This is a genomic window from Micromonospora inyonensis (genome assembly GCF_900091415.1).
Taxonomy (GTDB): domain Bacteria; phylum Actinomycetota; class Actinomycetes; order Mycobacteriales; family Micromonosporaceae; genus Micromonospora; species Micromonospora inyonensis.
This window is the reverse complement of record NZ_FMHU01000001.1, coordinates 1,021,357-1,040,961: the sequence shown is the minus strand read 5'-3', so window position 1 is coordinate 1,040,961 and position 19,605 is coordinate 1,021,357. Positions and strand designations below refer to the sequence as shown.

15 protein-coding genes are annotated in these 19,605 nt (G+C 73.5%); 7 read left to right on the top strand and 8 right to left on the bottom strand.

Annotated features, from left to right (window positions below; translation table 11 throughout):
- Nucleotides 1-10: 10 nt before the first annotated feature.
- The 4 genes from GA0074694_RS04655 to GA0074694_RS04640 form a co-directional block, all read right to left on the bottom strand.
- Nucleotides 11-1,612, bottom strand: coding sequence for an acyl-CoA carboxylase subunit beta (locus GA0074694_RS04655; protein WP_091452954.1), 1,602 nt, complete (start codon nucleotides 1,610-1,612; stop codon nucleotides 11-13).
- Entirely contained in the window at nucleotides 1,609-3,273 is a 1,665-nt protein-coding gene (locus tag GA0074694_RS04650) for an acyclic terpene utilization AtuA family protein (RefSeq protein WP_245714714.1), read from the bottom strand. Before GA0074694_RS04650 ends, GA0074694_RS04655 begins: the two co-directional genes overlap by 4 nt.
- A 119-nt stretch (nucleotides 3,274-3,392) precedes the next feature.
- On the bottom strand, nucleotides 3,393-3,998 hold the full coding sequence (locus GA0074694_RS04645; protein WP_091452947.1) for a TetR/AcrR family transcriptional regulator: 606 nt from the start codon (nucleotides 3,996-3,998) through the stop codon (nucleotides 3,393-3,395).
- 227 nt (nucleotides 3,999-4,225) lie between these two features.
- Complete coding sequence (locus GA0074694_RS04640; protein ID WP_007073398.1) at nucleotides 4,226-4,903, bottom strand: Crp/Fnr family transcriptional regulator; 678 nt, start codon at nucleotides 4,901-4,903, stop codon at nucleotides 4,226-4,228.
- A gap of 216 nt (nucleotides 4,904-5,119) precedes the next feature.
- On the opposite strand from GA0074694_RS04640, the gene GA0074694_RS04635 reads away from it, so the two are divergent.
- From GA0074694_RS04635 to GA0074694_RS04610, 6 genes are all read left to right on the top strand, one after another.
- The gene (locus GA0074694_RS04635; protein ID WP_091452943.1) at nucleotides 5,120-5,845 is read left to right on the top strand and encodes an adenosylcobinamide amidohydrolase; all 726 of its coding nucleotides are present in this window, start codon (nucleotides 5,120-5,122) and stop codon (nucleotides 5,843-5,845) included.
- Between the two features lie 11 nt (nucleotides 5,846-5,856).
- A complete protein-coding gene (locus tag GA0074694_RS04630; RefSeq protein WP_091452940.1) occupies nucleotides 5,857-7,014 on the top strand; it encodes a CapA family protein in 1,158 nt (385 codons plus the stop codon).
- Between the two features lie 40 nt (nucleotides 7,015-7,054).
- The gene (nth, locus tag GA0074694_RS04625) at nucleotides 7,055-7,843 is read left to right on the top strand and encodes an endonuclease III (RefSeq protein WP_091452937.1); all 789 of its coding nucleotides are present in this window, start codon (nucleotides 7,055-7,057) and stop codon (nucleotides 7,841-7,843) included.
- Entirely contained in the window at nucleotides 7,840-8,535 is a 696-nt protein-coding gene (locus GA0074694_RS04620; RefSeq protein WP_091452933.1) for a TlpA family protein disulfide reductase, read from the top strand. Before nth ends, GA0074694_RS04620 begins: the two co-directional genes overlap by 4 nt.
- Entirely contained in the window at nucleotides 8,532-9,224 is a 693-nt protein-coding gene (locus GA0074694_RS04615; protein ID WP_091452930.1) for an NUDIX hydrolase, read from the top strand. The genes GA0074694_RS04620 and GA0074694_RS04615 overlap by 4 nt, the downstream gene beginning before the upstream one ends.
- A gap of 63 nt (nucleotides 9,225-9,287) precedes the next feature.
- Nucleotides 9,288-10,466, top strand: coding sequence for a MarP family serine protease (locus GA0074694_RS04610; protein WP_091452927.1), 1,179 nt, complete (start codon nucleotides 9,288-9,290; stop codon nucleotides 10,464-10,466).
- A 79-nt stretch (nucleotides 10,467-10,545) separates the two neighbouring features.
- Here the strand turns inward: GA0074694_RS04610 and GA0074694_RS04605 are convergent, their stop codons facing one another.
- The 3 genes from GA0074694_RS04605 to eccCa form a co-directional block, all read right to left on the bottom strand.
- Nucleotides 10,546-11,475: a hypothetical protein gene (locus GA0074694_RS04605; protein WP_091452923.1), complete on the bottom strand. Its 930-nt coding sequence runs from the start codon at nucleotides 11,473-11,475 to the stop codon at nucleotides 10,546-10,548.
- 182 nt (nucleotides 11,476-11,657) lie between these two features.
- Complete coding sequence (mycP, locus tag GA0074694_RS04600) at nucleotides 11,658-13,076, bottom strand: type VII secretion-associated serine protease mycosin (protein WP_091452920.1); 1,419 nt, start codon at nucleotides 13,074-13,076, stop codon at nucleotides 11,658-11,660.
- A gap of 100 nt (nucleotides 13,077-13,176) precedes the next feature.
- Nucleotides 13,177-17,148, bottom strand: a complete 3,972-nt coding sequence (gene eccCa / locus GA0074694_RS04595) for a type VII secretion protein EccCa (protein ID WP_091452915.1) — start codon at nucleotides 17,146-17,148, stop codon at nucleotides 13,177-13,179.
- A 94-nt stretch (nucleotides 17,149-17,242) separates the two neighbouring features.
- Here eccCa and eccD point away from each other — a divergent pair, with 94 nt between their 5' ends.
- Complete coding sequence (gene eccD / locus GA0074694_RS04590) at nucleotides 17,243-18,646, top strand: type VII secretion integral membrane protein EccD (RefSeq protein ID WP_091452912.1); 1,404 nt, start codon at nucleotides 17,243-17,245, stop codon at nucleotides 18,644-18,646.
- Between the two features lie 41 nt (nucleotides 18,647-18,687).
- On the opposite strand, the gene GA0074694_RS04585 is transcribed toward eccD, so the two are convergent.
- Complete coding sequence (locus GA0074694_RS04585; protein WP_088981731.1) at nucleotides 18,688-19,194, bottom strand: inorganic diphosphatase; 507 nt, start codon at nucleotides 19,192-19,194, stop codon at nucleotides 18,688-18,690.
- Nucleotides 19,195-19,605: the final 411 nt, after the last annotated feature.

Genomic DNA, 19,605 nt, shown 5'->3' with positions numbered 1-19,605 from the left:
CTCACCGGAGTCACAACCGGAAGACGCCGAAGCCGTCCGCGCCCCGTACCGGTGCGCCGTGCACCGCCGACAGGCAGAGACCGAGGACGGTACGGGTGTCCCGGGGGTCGATGACCCCGTCGTCGTAGAGCCGGCCGGAGAGGAACAGCGCCCCGGACTGCGACTCGATCTGCTGCTCGACCATCATCCGCATCGCGGTGTCGGAGTCCTCGTCGTACTCGCGTCCCCGGGCCTCGGCGGCCTGCCGGGCCACGATGGACAGCACCCCGGCCAGCTGGGCCGGTCCCATCACCGCCGAGCGCGCGTTCGGCCAGGTGAACAGGAACCGTGGTTCGTACGCCCGCCCGCACATGCCGTAGTTCCCCGCGCCGTAGGACGCGCCCAGGTTGACCGTCAGGTGCGGCACGGTCGAGTTCGACACCGCATTGATCATCAGCGCGCCGTGCTTGATGATGCCGCGCTGCTCGTACTCGGTGCCGACCATGTAGCCGGTGGTGTTCTGGAGGAAGACCAGCGGGGTGTCGGTGGCGTTGGCGAGCTGGATGAACTGGGCCGCCTTCTGCGCCTCCTCGCTGAACAGCACGCCCCGGGCGTTGGCCAGCACGCCGACCGGGTACCCGTGCAGCTCGCCCCAGCCGGTGACCAGCGCGGTGCCGTAGGCCGGCTTGAACTCGTCGAACTCGCTGCCGTCCAGCATCCGTGCGAGGACCTCACGCGGGTCGAACGGCACCTTCAGGTCGGCGCTGACGATGCCGAGCAGCTCCTCCGGGTCGTACCGGGGTGGTGCGGGGTGCGGGGTGCGGGGCGGTGGGCCCTGCTTGCGCCAGTTGAGCCGGCGTACGCACCGCCGGGCCAGCCGGATGGCGTCCCGCTCGTCGGCGGCGAGGAAGTCGGCCAGCCCGGAACGGGTGGCGTGCATCACCGCCCCGCCCAGCGACTCGTCGTCGGCGTCCTCGCCGGTGGCCATCTTCACCAGTGGCGGCCCGGCCAGGTAGACCTGCGACCGGTCCCGGACCATGATCGTCTGGTCGGACATGCCCGGGATGTACGCCCCACCGGCGGTGGCGTTGCCGAAGACCACGCTGACCGTGGGGATCTTCGCGGCGCTGAGCCGGGTCAGGTCCCGGAACACCCGACCGCCCGGGATGAAGATCTCCGCCTGGGTGGGCAGGTCGGCCCCGGCCGACTCGACCAGGTTCACCATCGGCAGCCGGTTGGCCAGCGCGATCTCCCCGGCCCGCCGGGTCTTCCGCAACGACCACGGGTTGACCGCGCCACCGCGTACCGTCGGGTCGTTGGCGAGGATCAGGCACTCCACCCCCTCGACCACCCCGATGCCGGTCACCACGCTCGCCCCGACCGGGAAGTCCGTGCCGTACGCGGCCACCGGCGACAGCTCCAGGAACGGGCTGTCCGGGTCGAGCAGCAGCTCGATCCGCTCCCGGGGCAGGAGTTTGCCGCGCCGGTGGTGCCGGGCGACGTACTTCTCACCGCCGCCGGCCCGGGCGGCGTCCAGCGCCTCGTCCAGCTCGGCCAGCCGGGACAGCAGGGCCTCCCGGTTGGCCCGGTGGACTGCCGAGGTGGGATCGACGGTGCTGCGCAACGTGGTCACCGCCGGTCCTCCGCCCCGCCACGGACATCCGGCGGTGCCGACCGTGTCGTCCCCTCGGCCGGCAGCAGCTCCGCCGGCAGGTCCACGATCCGGGCCCGGAGCAGCTCACCGAGCGCCTTGGCCTGGGGGTCGAACCGGGTGGAGGCGGCCACCCCCTGGCCGAGCAGGCCCCGGATCACGAAGTTCACCGCGCGCAGGTCGGGCAGCTCGTACCGCTCGACGGTCAGCCCGGCGGTCTCCGGCAGCAACTCGCCGAGGCGTTCGACGGTCAGCCAGCCGCGCAGCCAGGCGTACGCCGGCTCGGAGCGCGCCCAGACCCCGAGGTTCGCGTCACCGCCCTTGTCGCCCGAGCGTGCCCCCACCAGCTTTCCGAGTGCCCCCCGCCTGAGGTGGTAGGAAGGGACCCCTACAGGTGATTTGTGCGCTGCCGGGGGCCCCTGCTCACACGTCAGCGGTGGGGGCGGGATCGGCACGCGTTCACCCGTGGGGAGCACGGCGACGTGGGCGACCGCGTCCTGCGGCACCGTGTCGGAGGTGAACACCCCGTACGGCGTCGCGTCGCCGGGCAGGGTGGTCAGCGTGCAGCCCGGGTAGGAGGCGAGGGCCAGTTCCACCGCGGCGGCCGAGAAGGCCCGCCCGGCCCGCGCCCGGTCGCCGTCCCGCAGGTGGACGTGCAGCAGCGCGCTCGCCGTCTCCGTGTCGTCCGCGTCGACGTGGTCGGTGCGGGCGAGCCGGAACTCCAGCCCCGCCGGCCCGACCGCCGCCTCGATCTGCTCGCGGACCAGCGCCGCCTTGGCCGGGACGTCCAGTCCGCAGAGGACGAAGGTCATCGAGTTGCGGAATCCGCCGAGGTTGTTGACGCCCACCTTCAGGGTGGCCGGCGGCGGGGTGCCCCGGGTGCCGCTGACCCGTACCCGGTCGGGACCATCCTGGTGCAGGGTCACCGTGTCGAGCCGGGTCACCACGTCCGGCCCGAGGTAGTCCGGCCCGCCGATCTCGTAGAGGAGTTGTGCGGTGACCGTCTCCACGGTGACCGCCCCGCCGGTGCCCGGGTGCTTGGTGATCACCGACGAGCCGTCCGGGTGCAGCTCGACGACGGGGAAGCCGGGACGCCGTCCGCCGTCCGGCAGCTCGGTGAAGAAGCTGAAGTTCCCGCCGGTCACCTGCGCCCCGCACTCGATCAGGTGCCCGGCGACGGTGGCCCCGGCGAGGGCGTCGAGGTCGTCCCGCCGCCACCCGAACCGGGCGATGCCCGGACCGACCACCAGGGAGGCGTCGGTGACCCGCCCGGTGACCACCACGTCCGCGCCCGCCTCCAGGCAGGCCGCGATGCCGAACGCGCCCAGGTACGCGTTCGCGGTGAGCGCGTCCGGCCGTGCCAGGGCGTCGCCCTCGACGTGTCCGACCCGGACGGTGAGACCGAGGCGGTCGGCGAGCGTCCCGATCGCGGCGGCCAGCCCGGCGGGATTGACGCCCCCGGCGTTGGTCACGATCCGTACGCCCCGCTCCAGCGCGGTGCCGAGGATGCCCTCCAGCTGCGTGAGGAACGTCTTCGCGTAGCCGAGGGAGGAGTCGCGCAGCCGGTCCCGGCCGAGGATCAACATGGACAGCTCGGCGAGGTAGTCGCCGGTGAGCACGTCGAGTTCGCCGCCGTCGAGCATCTCCCGCCAGGCGGTGGACCGATCACCGTAGAAGCCCGAGGCGTTGCCGATCCGGATCACGCGACCACCGTCGCGGGACGAACGGGCAGGTCCGACAGGACGACCATGGTTGCCTCCGGTCACGGGGTGAGCAGGGTGGCGAGCTGGCGTTTCCAGGTGTTCAGCAGGGCGGTGCGGCGGGCCGAGTCGTCGGTGAGCAGGTTGGCCACCCCGAGTCCCCGGAGCAGGTCGAGAGTGGCCTGCACCGCCTCGCGGACCCCGGGACGCCGTTCGTCGGCGTCGAGCAGCGCCACGGTGAGCCGGTGCATCTCCCGCCCGACCCGGGCCTCCAACGGCACCAGGGCCGCGCGTAGCTCCGGGTCGGTGCGGGCGGCCACCCAGAGTTCGAGGGCGGCGACGAAGAGCGGACCGGTGAAGGCGGCGGCGAGCATGTCGATCACCCGGTCGAACCGCCGGGGGCCGGCCGGCAGCGCCTCGGCCTCGGCGCGCAGTTCCGCCGCGCGACGCTCGGCCAGGTGGACCACGGCTGCGGTGACCAGGGCCGCCCGGGTGGGGTAGTGGTGCAGTTGGGCGCCCCGGGAGACCCCGGCGCGGGCGGCGACCACCGTGGTCGTGGTGCCGGACCAGCCGTACTCCACCAGGCAGTCGACGGTCGCCTCCAGTAGCCGCGCGCGGGTGGCACGGCTGCGCTCCTGCTGCGGGACGCGGCTCGGTGGGGCGGGCACGTCGCCAGCCTGCCGTCCGAGAAACAAACAGTCAAGCCTGACTTTTTTGGTCACCAGCGTTCGGCCGACGGGCGTGCGGGGACGGAGGCCCGGTGGGTGGAGCGCGGCGGGTGGCGGCCGGGAGCCGCTGCTGTCAGCGGCCGTCGCGGGGGCCGAAGACGGTCACCGCCTCGTCGTCGCGAAGGAATCGGGAGGGCCCACCGAGGGGCCCTCCCGGAAGACCTGGGTCAGACGCGTGCCCGGCGGGCGAGCCGCTCCGGGTCGAGGATGATGATGCTCTTGCCGTCCAGGCGCAGCCAGCCCCGGGACGCGAAGTCGGCCAGCGCCTTGTTGACCGTCTCCCGGGATGCGCCGACGAGCTGCGCGATCTCCTCCTGGGTGAGGTCGTGCGTCACCCGCAGCACGCCGCCGTCGCGGGTGCCGAACCGGCCGGCCATCTGGAGCAGGTTCTTGGCGACCCGGCCGGGCACGTCGGTGAAGATCAGGTCGGCCAGCGAGTCGTTCGTCCGCCGGAGCCGACGGGCCAGCACCCGGAGGAGCTGCTCGGCGATCTCGGGTCGGTTGTTCAGCCACGGCCGCAGCGCCTGCTTGCGCAGCCGGACCAGCCGGGTGTCGGTGACCGCGGTGGCCGTGGCCGTACGCGGACCCGGGTCGAAGAGCGACAACTCGCCGACCATGTCCGACGGACCCATCACCGCGATGAGGTTCTGTCGGCCGTCCGCGGCCCGCCGCCCCACCTTGATTTTGCCGGAAAGCAGGATGTAAAGGCTGTCGCCGGGCTCGCCCTCGTTGAAGACCACCTCGCCCTTGCGGACCTCGATAGTCTCCATCTCCTTGGCGAGCGCCTCGGCCGCCTCCGGGTCGACGCCCTGGAAGATCCCACTACGGGCCAGTACCTCGTCCATCGCGCACCTCCGCCTGCGCGTGCCGTCCGTCGGCTGGGTCCGCCGTCCGCTGATCCCGCGCGCGACGCCAGTCTAGGCGCACGTGAGCCGTTGTCAGAGGCGCACCCCTGGAAGTTGATCGTTGGACGGAACGAGATGGGCCTGATCAACGCCCATGATCCACCGATTCGACCCGGGGGGAGCGCTCCGCCGGGTGCCGGTCGTAGGGTCACCGGCGTGTTGAGCGAGCCCTTCCTGACCAGCCGGCCCGAGGACGGCCGGGACGTGCCACTGCTGTGCTGGCGCACCCACCGGCCGTTGTACGCGATCACGTCCGCCCCGCTCGGCGGAGGGATCGGGGTACGGCACTGGGTGGTCAACGCGACCGTGCCGATGACGTACCACCGGGACGACCCGGCCGACCACCTTGCCGGCCTGGCCCGCCAGCTCGACCTCGACGGACCCGGCGTCGGCCTGCTGACCGGCGTCGACGTCGCCGAGGTGGTGGCCCGCGCCGACGGTGGGGTCCGGGTCTGGGCGACGGTCGGGCTGGGCACCCCGGTCCAGGCCGCCGCCCCGGCGATCCCGGCCGCCGTGGAACCGGTCGGCACGGTCAACATCGTGGCCCTGGTGCCCGTCCGGCTCGGCGACGCCGCGCTGGTCAACGCCGTGGCCACCGCGACCGAGGCGAAGACCCAGGCGATCGTCGAACTGGGACTGCCGGCCACCGGCACCCCGACCGACGCGGTGACGGTGCTCTGTCCCACGGACGGCCCGGTCGATCCCTACGGCGGACCCCGCTCCCGTTGGGGTGCCCCGCTCGCCCGCGCGGTGCACGCGGCCGTGCTGGCCGGTGGCGCCCACGAGGTGGTGCCGTGGTCGGACCGGCTACGCCTGGAGGAGTCCCCCGGATCGGTGCTTTTCACCCGATCGGCCATCCCCGGCAGCGCTGCCGACCGGTAGGGTCCCGGACGATGTACGCCGCCGCCTCCTCAGACGCCCGCCGCCCACGCCGCCGCGCGGCCGCGCTGGGTGCGCTCCTCGTCCTGCTGGTCGCCGCCGGATGCGATTCGGCCGCGGAGAGCCCGGCCTGGCAGTCGCCGGAGGAGCGCACCGCCGCACCGGCTCCGGCGAGCCCGAGCGCGCCCCCGGCGGAGGAGGAGAACGTCATCTCGCTCTCCGCCACCGGCGACATCATCATGGGCAACGCGCCGGGCCGGCTGCCCCCCAACGGTGGCAAGGGCTTCTTCGACGGCGTCAGGACCGCGCTCGAGGCCGACCTGGTGATGGGCAACCTGGAGGAGCCGCTGACCGTCGACACCGGGACCGGCAAGTGCGGGGCGAACTCCACCCGCTGCTTCCAGTTCCGGGCCCCGCCGGAGTACGCCGCGCACCTCAAGGATGCCGGGTTCCACCTGCTCAACCAGGCCAACAACCACGGGTACGACTACGGCCCGGCCGGCTACGAGAACACCCAGAAGGCGCTGGAGAAGTACGACCTGAAGCATACCGGCGCGCCCGACCAGATCACCGTGGTCGACGTCAAGGGCGTCAAGGTCGCCGTCGCCGGCTTCTCGTCGTACGTCTGGTCGAACAGCCTGGTCGACATCGACGCCGCCGAGAAGGTGGTGCAGAAGGCGGCGACCATGGCCGACCTGGTCGTCGTGCAGGTGCACATGGGCGGCGAGGGGTCGGACAAGACCCGGGTGAAGCCGGGCACGGAGATGTTCCTCGGCGAGAACCGGGGCGACCCGGTCAAGTTCTCCCGCGCGATGATCGACGCCGGGGCGGACCTGATCGTCGGGCACGGCCCGCACGTGCTCCGGGCCATGGAGTTCTACCAGGGCCGGCTGATCGCCTACAGCCTCGGCAACTTCGCCGGGGGCGGCAAGTCGCTGAGCAACAACGGTCGGCTCGGCTGGGGTGGCGTGCTCAAGGTGTCGCTCACGGCGGACGGCACGTTCGTGGCGGGGTCGCTCGCCTCGACGTACATGAACGGGCTCGGCAAGCCGGTCCCCGACCCGGACGACCGGGGTCTCGGACTGGTCCGGACGCTCACCGGCCAGGACTTCCCGAAGACCGGGGCCCGGTTCGCCGCGGACGGGACGATCTCCGCCCCGGACGCCGGGTAGGCGGGACGGATGGTCGGCCCGGCGACGTAGGCTGGCCGGCGTGACCACCAGCTTTCCCAGCCTGTCCGAGACCGACCTGGGCCGGAAGCGGCGGGCCCGACGGATCGGCCGGGCGCTCACCGACGCCCACCCGGACGCGCACTGCGAACTCGACCACTCCACCGCGCTCGAACTGGCCGTCGCGACGATCCTCTCCGCCCAGTGCACGGACAAGCGGGTCAACGAGGTCACCCCGAAGCTCTTCGCCCGGTATCCCAGCGCGGCGGACTACGCCGGCGCCGACCGGACCGAGCTGGAGGAGCTGATCTGGCCGACCGGCTTCTTCCGGAACAAGACCGACTCCTTGATCAAGCTGGGTCAGGCCCTCGTCGAGCGGCACGACGGGCAGGTCCCCGGCACGTTGGCCGACCTGGTGACCCTGCCCGGGATCGGCCGCAAGACCGCCAATGTCATCCTCGGCAACGCCTTCGGGGTTCCCGGGATCACCGTCGACACGCACTTCCAGCGACTGGTGCACCGTTGGCGGCTCACCACCGAGACCGACCCGGTCAAGATCGAGCACGCGATCGGTGCGCTCTTCGAGAAGCGCGACTGGACCATGCTGTCGCACCGGGTGATCTTCCACGGGCGGCGGGTCTGCCATGCCCGCAAGCCCGCCTGCGGTGCCTGCACGTTGACGAAGCTCTGCCCGGCGTACGGGACCGGACCGACCGAGCCGGCCGCAGCGGCCACGTTGCTCAAGGGCCCCCGGGCACGGGACCTGGCGGCCGCCGCCGGGGTCGACCCCGAGCTGGTTCCCGCCCAGGCGGTCGTGGCGGAGGCGCCGTGAACCACCGCGTCGCCGCCGCTCTCCTGGCCCCGCTGCTGGCGGTCACCGGCTGCACCGCCGGGGAGGCCGACCGGACCGCCGCGTCGCCGGCCGCGTCCGGGGACTCACCCTTCGCCGACTGCGCCGCGCTGACCGCACCCCCCTCGGCTGCGCCCGCCGCGTCGACCGGCCCGACGGCGGCCACCTCGTCGGCCCCGGCCGCCGCGCCCACCACCTCGTCGGCCCCGGCCGCCGGGGGTTCGTCACCGGCCACCGTGTCGGGGGCGGGCCGAGGGCTGCCCGACCTGAGCTTCGCCTGCCTCACCGGGGGCGGCGAGGTCTCCCTGCGGGCGGTACGCGGACCAGCGGTGATCAACCTGTGGGCCTCCTGGTGCACGCCCTGTCGGAAGGAACTCCCCGCCTTCCAGCGTCTGCACGAGCGGATGGCCGGGCAGGTGCACGTGATCGGGGTGAACACCCGGGACGACCGGCCCCGGGCGGTCTCCGTCGGCGAGGACTTCGGCATCAGCTTCCCGACCCTGGTCGACACCGACCAGCGGTTGCAGCGGGAACTGGCGCCGAACGTCCTGCCGATCACCATTCTGGTGGACGCGCAGGGGCGGGTCCGGCACCAGGACGTCTCCGGCGCGCTCGACGACGCCCGCCTCGCCGACGTGGTCCGCCGCCACCTCGACCTGGACGTACCCGCATGACCCGTCCCCTTCCCCCGTGGATGGATCCGCTGCTCGCCCGGCTGGGCACGGCCCGCTCCGAGGACTTCACCCCGCTGCACACCCCGACCAGCGGCGGGCGGCAGAGCGCGGTGCTGGTGCTGCTCGCCGAGGAACCGGACGTCGGGCCGGACGTCCTCGTCCTGCAACGGGCCGCCACCCTGCGCAACCACGCCGGTCAGCCGGCCTTCCCCGGCGGGGCCGCCGATCCGGACGACGCCGACGCCACCGCGACCGCGCTGCGCGAGGCGAACGAGGAGGTCGGCCTCGACCCGGCCACCGTCACCGTCCTGGCCGAGCTGCCGAAACTCTGGATCCCGGTCAGCGACTTCGTGGTCACCCCCGTCCTCGGCTGGTGGCACCGGCCGCACCCGGTGCACCCCCGGGAGCCGGCCGAGGTCGCGCACGTCGCCCGACTTCCGGTCGCCGAGCTGGTCGACCCGGAGAACCGGATGCGGGTGCGCCATCCGAGCGGCTGGACGGGTCCGGCCTTCTCCGCCCGGGGCATGCTGGTCTGGGGGTTCACCGCAGGCGTGCTCGCCACCATCCTGGAGATGGGCGGCTGGGCCCGGCCCTGGCCCCGGAACCGGGTCCTCGACCTCCCGCCCGCCTCCGCCTCCCCGGCCCCCTCCGCCGGCACCGACCCCGCAGACGAGCTGGCCGGTCGCTGACCACGGCGGTCCGCTTCCGCGACGAGCGTCGTCGCCGCTGTCCGGTGCCCGTACGCTGAACGGGTGTCGGCCGTTGATCTCTTTTTGCTGCTGCTCATGCTCTTGTTCGCGATCAGCGGATACCGCCAGGGGTTCGTCATCGGGGCGCTCTCCTTCGCCGGCTTCTTCCTCGGGGCCCTGCTCGGTCTCCAGGTGGGTCCCCTGCTGGCGCAGCGATTCGCCGACAGCGCCGTCCGGGTGATCGTCGCGCTGGTCGCGGTGCTCGGACTGGCGGTGCTGGGTCAGACCCTCGCCGGCTGGCTCGGCTCGCACCTGCGTACGGCGATCACCAGCCGCGTCGGCCGCCGTGTCGACGACATCGGGGGCGCATTCGTCTCGCTCTTCGCGGTGATCATGGTGGCCTGGCTCGTCGCCGTTCCGCTCGGGTCGTCGTCGTTCCCCTGGCTGGCCTCCTCGGTCCGCAACAGCGCCCTGCTCACCGTGGCCGACCGGGTGATGCCGGACCAGGCCCAACGCTTCTCCGCCGCGCTGCGCGACACCGTGGACACCAACGGCTTCCCGGACGTCTTCGGTGACCTGGCACCCACCCGGGCCCGGCAGGTCGCACCCCCGGACCCGGCGCTCGCCGGCTCCCAGGTGGTCGCCAACGGCCAGCGTTCGGTGGTCAAGGTGCGGGGTTCCGCGCCGAGTTGCGGTCGCCGGATCGAGGGCTCCGGCTTCATCTACGCCGAGGACCGGGTGATGACCAACGCACACGTGGTCGCCGGCACCCGTGACGTCTCGGTGGAACGCAACGGCAAGCGGTACGACGGTCGCGTGGTGGTCTACGACCCGGATCGGGACCTGGCGGTGATCCACGTACCGGACCTGTCCGGTCCGGTCATGCGGTTCGCCACCGGCCGGGCAGCCAGCGGGGCGGACGCGATCGTCCTCGGATTCCCGCTGGACGGGCCGTACGACGCGCAGTCGGCCCGGGTGCGGGACGTCGACCGGATCACCGGCCCGGACATCTACTCCTCGGGGGACGTCACCCGGGAGGTCTACACGATCCGCGCGCTGGTGCGCAGCGGGAACTCCGGTGGTCCGCTGGTCGCGCCGAACGGCCTGGTGCTCGGGGTGATCTTCGCGGCGGCGGCGGACGACCCGAACACCGGGTTCGCGGTCACCGCCGAGGAGGCCCGCCCGGTGGCGTTGGCCGGTGCGGAGCGGACCCGCGCGGTCGACACCGGCGACTGCACCTGACCAAGTGCCCTACCTCGTCACCCGAGCCGGGGGAGGGGCGGTGGTCCACCCCTCCCCGGCTCCGGGTCGCGCGGGTCGCTCAGCCCAGGAACTTGTCCAGGGCGGCCTCGATGGCGCCGGTGTCCGGCGAGGCGTACGCCTTCATCGTGCTCTTGCTGTAGGTCACGAACGACGGGCAACGGACGGCCGGCGCGTTGATGGTGCCGCCGTCGCCGACCTTCTGCGCGGTCTTCGCCGCGTAGAAGGTGAGGGTGTACCGGGACGACACGTAGTCGATCGTGATGATCTTGTCCGAGCTGTCCTTGAGCTGGCACTTGCGGCCGGTGCCCTCGCTGCCCTCCTGGTACTTCAGGCAGCCCACGACGCTCACCTCGTCGAACTCGTCGCTCTTGGCGTAGTACGACTTGCCGTAGCCGGCGGAGCGGAGCATCCAGTTGCTCGGCCGGTCCACCGAGTTGTAGAAGGTGTACGCCTTGGAACCGGACGGGGTCGAGTACGCCTTGGCGTTGAGGATCGGGCTGCCCTCGCAGACCGCCTCGAAGTCGCTGGAGTACCGGGCGGTCACCGCGTTGTTGTTGTTCGGCGCGTCGTCGTCGGGCGTCTGCTCGGTCGACGGGGAGGCGCTCGGGTCGGTGTTGCCGCCGGGGGCCGAGGTGGCGGCCACCGGTGGAGTGGGGTCGTCGTCGTCACCGTTGGCGACGATGACGCCGACGCCGACACCGCAGAGCGCCAGCAGCGCCACCGTGGCGGCACCGATCCCGAGGCCGACCATCAGGCCCCGGTTCTTCTTCGGCGGCTGCACGGGGGCGGCGAACTGCGGCGGCGGATATCCGGGCTGCTGCTGGTAGCCGGGCTGACCGTACCCGTACGGGTCCGGCTGACCCGAGATCGGCTGACCGGGTGGCTGACCCCACGGCTGCCCGGAGACCGGCTGGCCCGGAGGCGGTCCCCACGGCTGCCCGGCGTTCGGATCGGACGGTCCTCCGTACGGAGGGTGACTGTCGCTCATCTTTGGCCCTTATCGCTGTCGGCGGTGCGCTGGCACCCGGATCACTGATCACGATAAACAGCGATGCAAATAGCCTGCTAACCGGCATCTCCTCTAGCTAGAGACCCGAAACAGCGAACTTAACGAACGTTCAGCAGAAAGTCGATCTGATTGCACGACAGTGGCTCAGCGTCATGATCACATCACGGCGACCGGTCGGGTGGGCCGCCGCGACGCTCCGGGCGACGGAACCGACGGGCCGCCAGGGCGGTCCCGGTGACCAGGATGACACCGAGGGCCACGCCACTCCACAGCCGTCCCGGGGCCACCTCCTCGGTGTCACCGGCCGCGCGGACCGTCCACCCGTCCCGTCGGGTGCCGGCGAGACCGAGCTGGTCGGCGTCGGTGCCGGACGTCTCGGCCGCGCCCGGTGCCCGCCCGAAGCCCACCTCGCCCGGAGAGGAGTGGTCGTCGAGCGGGTTGCGCGGCACCGTGGGGACGTCCCGGGTGAGCGCGGCGACCGGGTCGATCCGGCCGAAACCGAACCGGTCGTCCCGGCCGGCGGGGCCGAGGTCCCGAGCGGTGGTGATCAACCGGTTGACCACATCCCCGGCGGACATCTGCGGCCACCGGGCGCGTAGCAGCACGGCGGCGGCGGTCACCAGCGGAGCGGCGAAACTGGTCCCCTGCACCCGCCAGTAGCCGCCGGGCCGGGCCCCCACCAGCCCGGTCGCCGGGGCGGTCAGCACGGTCTCCGGGCCGGTGATCGAGCCGGACCAGAGGTCGGTGACGCCCCGTTCCAGACCAGCCACCGCGATCACCCCGGGCTCCCGGGCCGGGTACCAGACCCGGGTGCCGGAGGAGATTGCCAGGTTGCCGGTGCAGGCGATCACCACCACGTCGCGGGCGAAGGCGTAGTCCAGCGCCGCCGCCAGGGCCGCGCTGTCGCCGCCCCCACCCAGCGACAGGTTGATCACCCGTGCGCCGTTGTCGACCGCCCACCGGACGCCCTTGGCCACGACCAGCGCGTCGTCGTAGCGGTTCTCCTCGTCGAGCACCCGGATCGGCAGGACCTTCGCGTCCGGCGCGAGGCCGACCACTCCACGGTGGTCGTCCCGTCGGCCGGCGATCAGGGCCGCGACCGTGGTCCCGTGCCCCACCGGGTCCGGCTCGGCCGTCCCGTTCGGAGCAACCAGGTCGATCCCGGGAAGCACCTGGCCCACGAGGTCCGGATGCGTGGCGTCCACGCCGGAATCGATCACCGCGACGGTCACCCCACGCCCGGTGGACGTCCGCCAGGCCTTCTCCGCGTCGAGCACGTCGAGTTGCCACTGGTCGTCACGCACCTGGTCGGTACGGGCGGGGGCGCGGACCGGGTCGACGACGACGGGCCCGGGGCGCAGCGGCGTCCCGACCGCCGTGATCCCGCGGCCCGCCGGCAGCGCGGCGGCGTATCCGGCCGACGCGGCGTACCCGGCCGACGCGGCGGGCACGGTCGGTGGAAGCGGAACGGCGTGCGCGGGTGCCACGGTGAGCGGGACGGTCGTCGCGGCCAGGGCGAGCAGCGCACGACCGGCGAGCCGCCGGGCCCCGGTAGCGCATCGCCGCCGCACCGCAGTCACACCCTCAGCCCATTCGTCGTACCGGACACGTGATGGTCGGAGGTTACCCGTTTCCCGGTCCACTCCGACCCCTCTTCGCCGTAATCAGCGGCCCCGGTGGTCACATCGGAGGGAGGTACGCGAGTTGCACCAGCCGTACGCCCTCCCGACGGGTCACCAGCCGACCCCGTCCCGGTGGCAGCGGGCCGGGGCGGACCGGGCCGACCAACGCGCCCTCCTCCGGGCTGCCGGCCATCACCAGGCCGGCGGTGGACAGCTCCCGCAGCCGCTGGATGATCGGCTCGTACTGGGCCCGGGCCGCGCCGCCGGAGCGCCGCACCAGCACCAGGTGCAGCCCCACGTCCCGGGCCTGCGGGAGGTACTCCTCCAGGGCCCGCAACGGGTTCGCCGGACCGGTGGCGACCAGGTCGTAGTCGTCGACCAGCACGAACAGCTCCGGCCCGGACCACCAGGACCGGTCCCGCAGCTGCCCGGCGGTGACCTCCGGGCCGGGTATCCGGCGCTGCATGTAGCCGGCGACCGACTCGATCAGTTCGGCCGTGCCGGCCGCCGCGGTGCCGTAGCCGATCAGGTGGTCGGTCCCGATCGCGCCGAGCAGGCTGCGCCGGTAGTCGACCAGGATCACCCGGGCCTGCTCCGGGGTGAACCGGCGGGTGATCGACGTGGCCAGCGCGCGCAGGAACGACGACTTGCCGCACTCGGCGTCTCCGAAGACCACGAAGTGCGGCTCGGCGGCGAAGTCGAGCAGCACCGGGCGTAGGTCCGTCTCGGCGATGCCGACCGGCAGGCGCAGCCCGGTCGCCCCGGACAGGTCCAGCTCCGCATAGGACAGCACCGACGGGAGCAGCCGTACCGCCGGGGCGGCCGGACCGGCCCACGCTGCGGCGACCGCCTTCACCAGGTCGCCGGTGTCCCCGCCCGGGGCGGCCAGTCGCGGCACCGCGCCGAGGAAGTGCAGCCGTTCCGCGGTGATGCCCCGCCCCGGGGTGTTCTCCGGTACGTTCATCGCCGCCTGCCGGGCCACACCCGAGTCCGACGGGTCGCCGAGGCGCAATTCCAGCCGGGAACCGAACAGGTCCCGGATCGCCGGCCGGAAGTCCAGCCAGCGCAGCGCGGTCGCCACCACGTGCACGCCGTACGCCAGGCCCCGGCCGGCCAGGTCGGTGATCGGTCCCTCCAGGTCGTCGTACTCGCCGCGCAGGGTGGCCCAGCCGTCCACCACGAGGAAGACGTCGCCGAACGGGTCGGTCACCGGCTGCCCGGCGGCGGCCAGCGCCGCCCGCCGCTGCCGGTACGCGGCCATCGACTCCACGCCCAGCTCGGCGAAGCGCTGCTCCCGCCCGGCCAGCAGGGCGGCGACCTCCCCGACGGTACGGCGCACCGCGGTCGCCTCGGCGCGCCCGGCGACCCCGCCGACGTGCGGCAGGTCGCGCAGCGGGCCCAGCCCGCCGCCACCGAAGTCCAGGCAGTACACCTGCACCTCCCGCGGGGTGTGGGTAAGTGCGAGCGCGCAGATCAGCGTGCGCAGCAGACCGGACTTGCCACTGCGCGGCGCGCCGACCACCGCGACGTGCCCGGCCGCGCCGTCCAGCGCCAGCCAGAGCAGGTCACGACGCTGGTCGTACGGCTTGTCGACGAGGGCCACCGGCACCTGGAGCGCGCCGTGCAGCTCCGGGTTGCCGAAGGACAGGCCCCGCGCCGGGTCGACGCCGACCGGGCCGAGCAGGTCGTCCAAGGCCGGCGAGGTGTCCAGCGGGGGCAGCCACACCTGGTGGGCCGGGGGGCCCTGGCCGGTGATCCGGCCGACCAGCACGTCCAGCAGGGTCTCGCCGTCGTCCCGCTCCTCCTCGGCCGGTCGGGGCGACGGAACGGCCGGCTCCGGCACCGGGACGAGGTGGGTGGAGAAGGTGAGCAGCCGGGGCATGCCGGCGGTGCCGCGACCCGCGCCGCCACCGCGCCGACGGACCGCCCCGGAGACGTACGCGGCCCGGAACCGGACCAGCGGTTCGGTGCCGAAGCGGAGGAAACCGTGACCGGGGGAGCGAGGCAGCTCGTACGCGTCCGGTACGCCGAGCACCGTCCGGGACTCCAACGCGGAGAAGGTCCGCAACCCGATCCGGTACGACAGGTGGGTGTCCAGCCCGCGCAGCCGGCCCTCCTCCAGCCGCTGCGAGGCGAGCAGCAGGTGCACGCCGAGGGAGCGACCCAGCCGACCGATCTGCACGAACAGGTCGATGAAGTCCGGCTTGTGGAACAGCAGCTCGGAGAACTCGTCGCAGATCACCAGCAGGGACGGCAGCGGGGCGAGCGGCGTCCCCGCCGCGCGGGCCCGGTCGTAGTCCCGGAGGCTGGCGAAGTTCCCGGCCCGGCGCAGCAGTTCCTGGCGGCGGGTCAGTTCCCCGTTGAGCGCGTCGGCCATCCGGTCCACCAACGGGAGCGCGTCCTCCAGGTTGGTGATCACGGCGGCGGTGTGCGGCAGCCGGTCGAACGAGGCGAAGGTGGCCCCACCCTTGAAGTCGATCAGGACGAAGTTGAGCACCTCCGAGCTGTGCGTCGCGGCCAGCCCCAGCACCAGCGTGCGCAGCAGTTCCGACTTGCCGGAGCCGGTGGCGCCGATGAGCAGGCCGTGCGGGCCCATGCCGTCCTGTGCGGACTCCTTCAGGTCCAGCTCGATCGACCCGCCGTCGGTGCCGACGCCGATCGGCACCCGTAGCCGGTCTCGCGGGGCGCGGGGCGTCCAGCCCTGCTCGACCGAGAAGTTCTCCGGGTCACCGAGCCCGAGCAGCTCGGGCAGGCCCAGCTCGACCCGGACCGGCGCGTCCGACCCCTTGACCGTGGCCGCCAGCCGCAGCGGGGCGAGCCGGCGGGCCACCGCCTCGGCGTCGGTCGCCGGAAGCTGGTCGGCGGTGCCCACCTCGGCGTGCGTGTCGGCCGCGTACGAGTGCAGCCGCCCGTCACGTACCTCCAGCGCCAGGGTGCTCCGGTCGAGCAGGCGCGGTGGCGGGGTGTCCAGGTCGACCAGGGTGACCGCGTCGATGCCGCCGTCCGAGGTGAGGTGGGTGGCGCCGGTCAGGTCGGCGCCGTCGAGCACCACCACCACGTGCGGCCCGTCGGTGGCCGGTCCGGCCGGGCTGAACCGGGACCGGCTGCCGAGCACCTCGCCGAGGAGGTGTTCCAGGTCGGCTGCCGCGCTGGTGACCAGGCGCACCGGGCCGAGCGCGTCGGTCCGGGTGGGGTGGTGGGCGTGCGGCAGCCACTTGACCCACTCCCAGACGGCCCGCCGCTCCGGACCGGCGCAGACCGCGACGAGCAGCTCGTCCGGGGCGTGGAAGACCGCGAGCTGGGCCAGCATCGCCCGGGCCAGCGCCTGCGCCGACGGCGAGCCGGTCGCCCGGACTGCCGGATCACCGACGTCCCCGCGCAGGTGGACCCGGGCGAAGCTGCACAGCGAGAGGGCCACCGGCAGGTCCGGCACCACGGAGTACGCGTCGAGGAACCGGCGCAGCGCGCCCGCGGTCATCGGTTCCAGCTCCTCCAACGGCCGGGTGGTGGGCGGCCGCAGCGGGGTGGCCAGCGTCTGCGGCCCGACCGCGACCCGGACGACCGCGAAGTCCGAGTCGGTGGAACGGCGTTCCCAGACCCGGTGGCTGTCTACGGTGGACCAGAGCCGGGTCGGGTCGGGATGCCGGTAGTACAGGCCCGCGCGCTGCCGGCCGGCGGTGCGCCGGACCTGGCGGCGCAGCACGGAGAGGTGGCGCAGGTACTCCCGCCGGGCGGCCATCATCTCGGACCTCTTCGGGGTGCCGGCGGCGCTGCCCCAGGAGGTGACCAGCATGGCCAGCGAGGAGAGGCCGAACATGCCGCCGACCACGTACGAGTACGCCCCGCCACCCCGGCCGAACATCATCGCCATGGCCACCGTCCCGCCGAGCATCGGCAGGAGCATCAGCAGCTGCTGCCACCGGCCGCCGGTGACCTCGGGGATCTCCGGGGGCGCCTCGACCGGGAGCTCGCCGACCGGGATCTCCGGGGCCGGGCGTCGCGGCGGTCGCTTGATGACGACAGTGGACACTCATCCTCCCCATGCGCTCGGTAACCCGAGCCTGGCTCATGGTAGGTAAAGTGCTGCCGTCCGCGTGCGCCGGCTGACAGGGAGTGAGACGTCGATGACAACCGGGCTCGCCCGCGTCACGATCAGCGCGCCGCAGCGACGGTTGGACGTGGCGCTGCCGGAGCAGCTGCCGCTCGCCGAACTCCTTCCCGAGGTGCTCCGGCACGCCGGTGAAGGGCTCGCCGACGACGGTGAACGGCACGGCGGCTGGGTGCTGCGCCGCAGCGACGGGGCCGTCCTGGCGACCGGTCAGGCCCTGCACGCCCAGGGCGTCCGCGACGGCGAGGTGCTGCACCTCGTCCCGGCCCACGCACACTGGCCGGAGCTGGAGTACGACGACGTGGTGGAGGTGATCGCCGAGGGGGCGCGACGTCGGGGTGCCGCCTGGTCACCGGCCGCCACCCGGGTCGCCGCACTGTCCGGGGCCGGCGTGCCGCTCGCCGTCGGGCTGGTCGCGCTCGCCTCCGGCGGTCCGCACCACCCGGCGTACTGGCTGGTCGCGGCGGTGGTGGCCGTCCTGCTTGCGGTGGCCGGCGGCGTCGCCTCCCGGGCGTACGGGGACGCCACGGCGGGCGCCACCCTGGGCGGGTACGCCCTGCCGTACGCCTTCGCCGCCGCTGCGCTGCTGGTCAGCTCCGGCGACCCGGTGTCCCCGTTCGGCCCGCTGCGCTGGCTCGGCGCGCCCGAACTGCTGACCGGCTCGGTCGCGCTGCTCCTCGCCGCGGTGCTCGGCCTGTTCGGTGTCGCGGCCCGGCTGCGGGTCTTCGCCGCGGGCGCGACGGTCGGGCTGGCCGGCGCGGCCACCGCCCTGCTCGGCTTCGTCGTCGCCCCCGCCGGGGCCGCCGCCGTCCTGCTCAGCGTCCTGGTCCTCGCCGTCGGCGTGCTGCCCCTGCTCGCCATCCGCCTCGGCAAGGTGCCGCTCCCGCCGATCACCCTCCCGGTCGGGGCGGACACCGGTTCCCGTCCCGGCGTCCGCGACCTGCCGGACGCCGACCGGGTGCACGCGGCGGTGGCCCGCACCGAGGAGACGCTCACCGGCATGCTGCTCGGGCACGCGGTGCTGACCGTCGCCGCCGCGCTCGTGCTCACCGTGACCGGAGGGCTCGCCGGCCGGCTCCTGGTCGCCGTCGCCGGGGCGGTGCTGCTGCTGCGGGCACGCCTCTTCGTGGCGCTGCGGCAGCGGGTGCCCACCGTCGCCGCCGGACTGGCCGCCCTCGCGGTGCTGGGCGTCGCCCTGGTGGGCCGGGCCGCCCCGGTGACCCTGCTCGCGCTGGTCGCCGCCGGGGTGGTGCTCGCGCTGCTCACCGTGGTGGCCGGCACCACCTACGCGCAGCGTCCGGTCTCGCCGTACCTGGGTCGGGCGGCCGACCTCACCGACACGCTGCTGGTGGTCGCGGTGGTGCCGGTGGCCTGCGCGGTGCTCGACCTGTACGACCGGGCCCGGGGGCTGCTCGGCTGAGCGGCCCCCGGCCCGGTGTCACCGGATACGTCCGGTCACGGTCAGTGCGTGGCCTCGCCGCGCGCCACCGCCTCCTGGTGCCGCCGGTACGACGCCCGGATCTCCGCCTCGGCCTCGGTACGTCCCACCCAGGTCGCGCCCTCGACCGACTTGCCCGGCTCCAGGTCCTTGTAGACCTCGAAGAAGTGCTGGATCTCCAGCCGGTCGAACTCGCCCAGGTGGTGGATGTCGCGCAGGTGCTCCTGACGCGGGTCCTCGTAGGGCACGCAGAGGACCTTGTCGTCCCCGCCCTTCTCGTCGGTCATCCGGAACATGCCGATGGTGCGGCAGCGGATCAGGCAGCCCGGGAAGGTCGGCTCGGGCACCAGGACCAGGGCGTCCAGCGGGTCGCCGTCCTCACCCAGGGTGCCCTCGATGAAGCCGTAGTCCGCCGGGTACTGCGTGGACGTGAAGAGCGTGCGGTCCAGCCGGATCCGGCCGGTCGCGTGGTCCACCTCGTATTTGTTGCGGTGACCCTTGGGGATCTCAACCGTGACGTCGAAATCCATCTCACGCTCCCTACGTTTGCCGACGCTGGCTAACGAACAGTGACACCCCCGGACGGGGCGATGCGCACCCGCCGGCGTCGGGCGCCGCATAGTCTTCGGACCGAAGTAGTGTCGCCCAAGCCGTTTTTCGTGGGGGAGGAGGGGGCTGTGGGGAGGGAAGACTCACACTACCGCCCGGGAGGCGACCGTGCTCCGGGTCGTCCGGAGCGGGTCACCGGTCGGGTGGTGGTACCCGGAGCGCACGGTCCCGCGCAGGTGTCGCCCACGCCGGTCGACGATCGTCCCCGGGCGGACGCCCCCGGCACCGGGCGGCCGCCGCCCCCGGTCTACCGGCCGCCGGCCCGTCCCGCCGACACCACCCCTGCCGTGCACCCGGCCCGCCCCGCCGACCCGGCCCCTTCCGCGCACCCG

What these genes read in the sequence shown, in the direction of transcription:
- GA0074694_RS04650 (WP_245714714.1), bottom strand. Translation starts at nt 3,273, where the DNA reads ATGCTCGACGGCGGCGAACTCGACGTGCTCACCGGCGACTACCTCGCC.
- GA0074694_RS04640 (WP_007073398.1), bottom strand. Translation starts at nt 4,903, where the DNA reads ATGGACGAGGTACTGGCCCGTAGTGGGATCTTCCAGGGCGTCGACCCG.
- GA0074694_RS04630 (WP_091452940.1), top strand. Translation starts at nt 5,857, where the DNA reads ATGTACGCCGCCGCCTCCTCAGACGCCCGCCGCCCACGCCGCCGCGCG.
- GA0074694_RS04615 (WP_091452930.1), top strand. Translation starts at nt 8,532, where the DNA reads ATGACCCGTCCCCTTCCCCCGTGGATGGATCCGCTGCTCGCCCGGCTG.
- GA0074694_RS04605 (WP_091452923.1), bottom strand. Translation starts at nt 11,475, where the DNA reads ATGAGCGACAGTCACCCTCCGTACGGAGGACCGTCCGATCCGAACGCC.
- eccD (WP_091452912.1), top strand. Translation starts at nt 17,243, where the DNA reads ATGACAACCGGGCTCGCCCGCGTCACGATCAGCGCGCCGCAGCGACGG.
- GA0074694_RS04585 (WP_088981731.1), bottom strand. Translation starts at nt 19,194, where the DNA reads ATGGATTTCGACGTCACGGTTGAGATCCCCAAGGGTCACCGCAACAAA.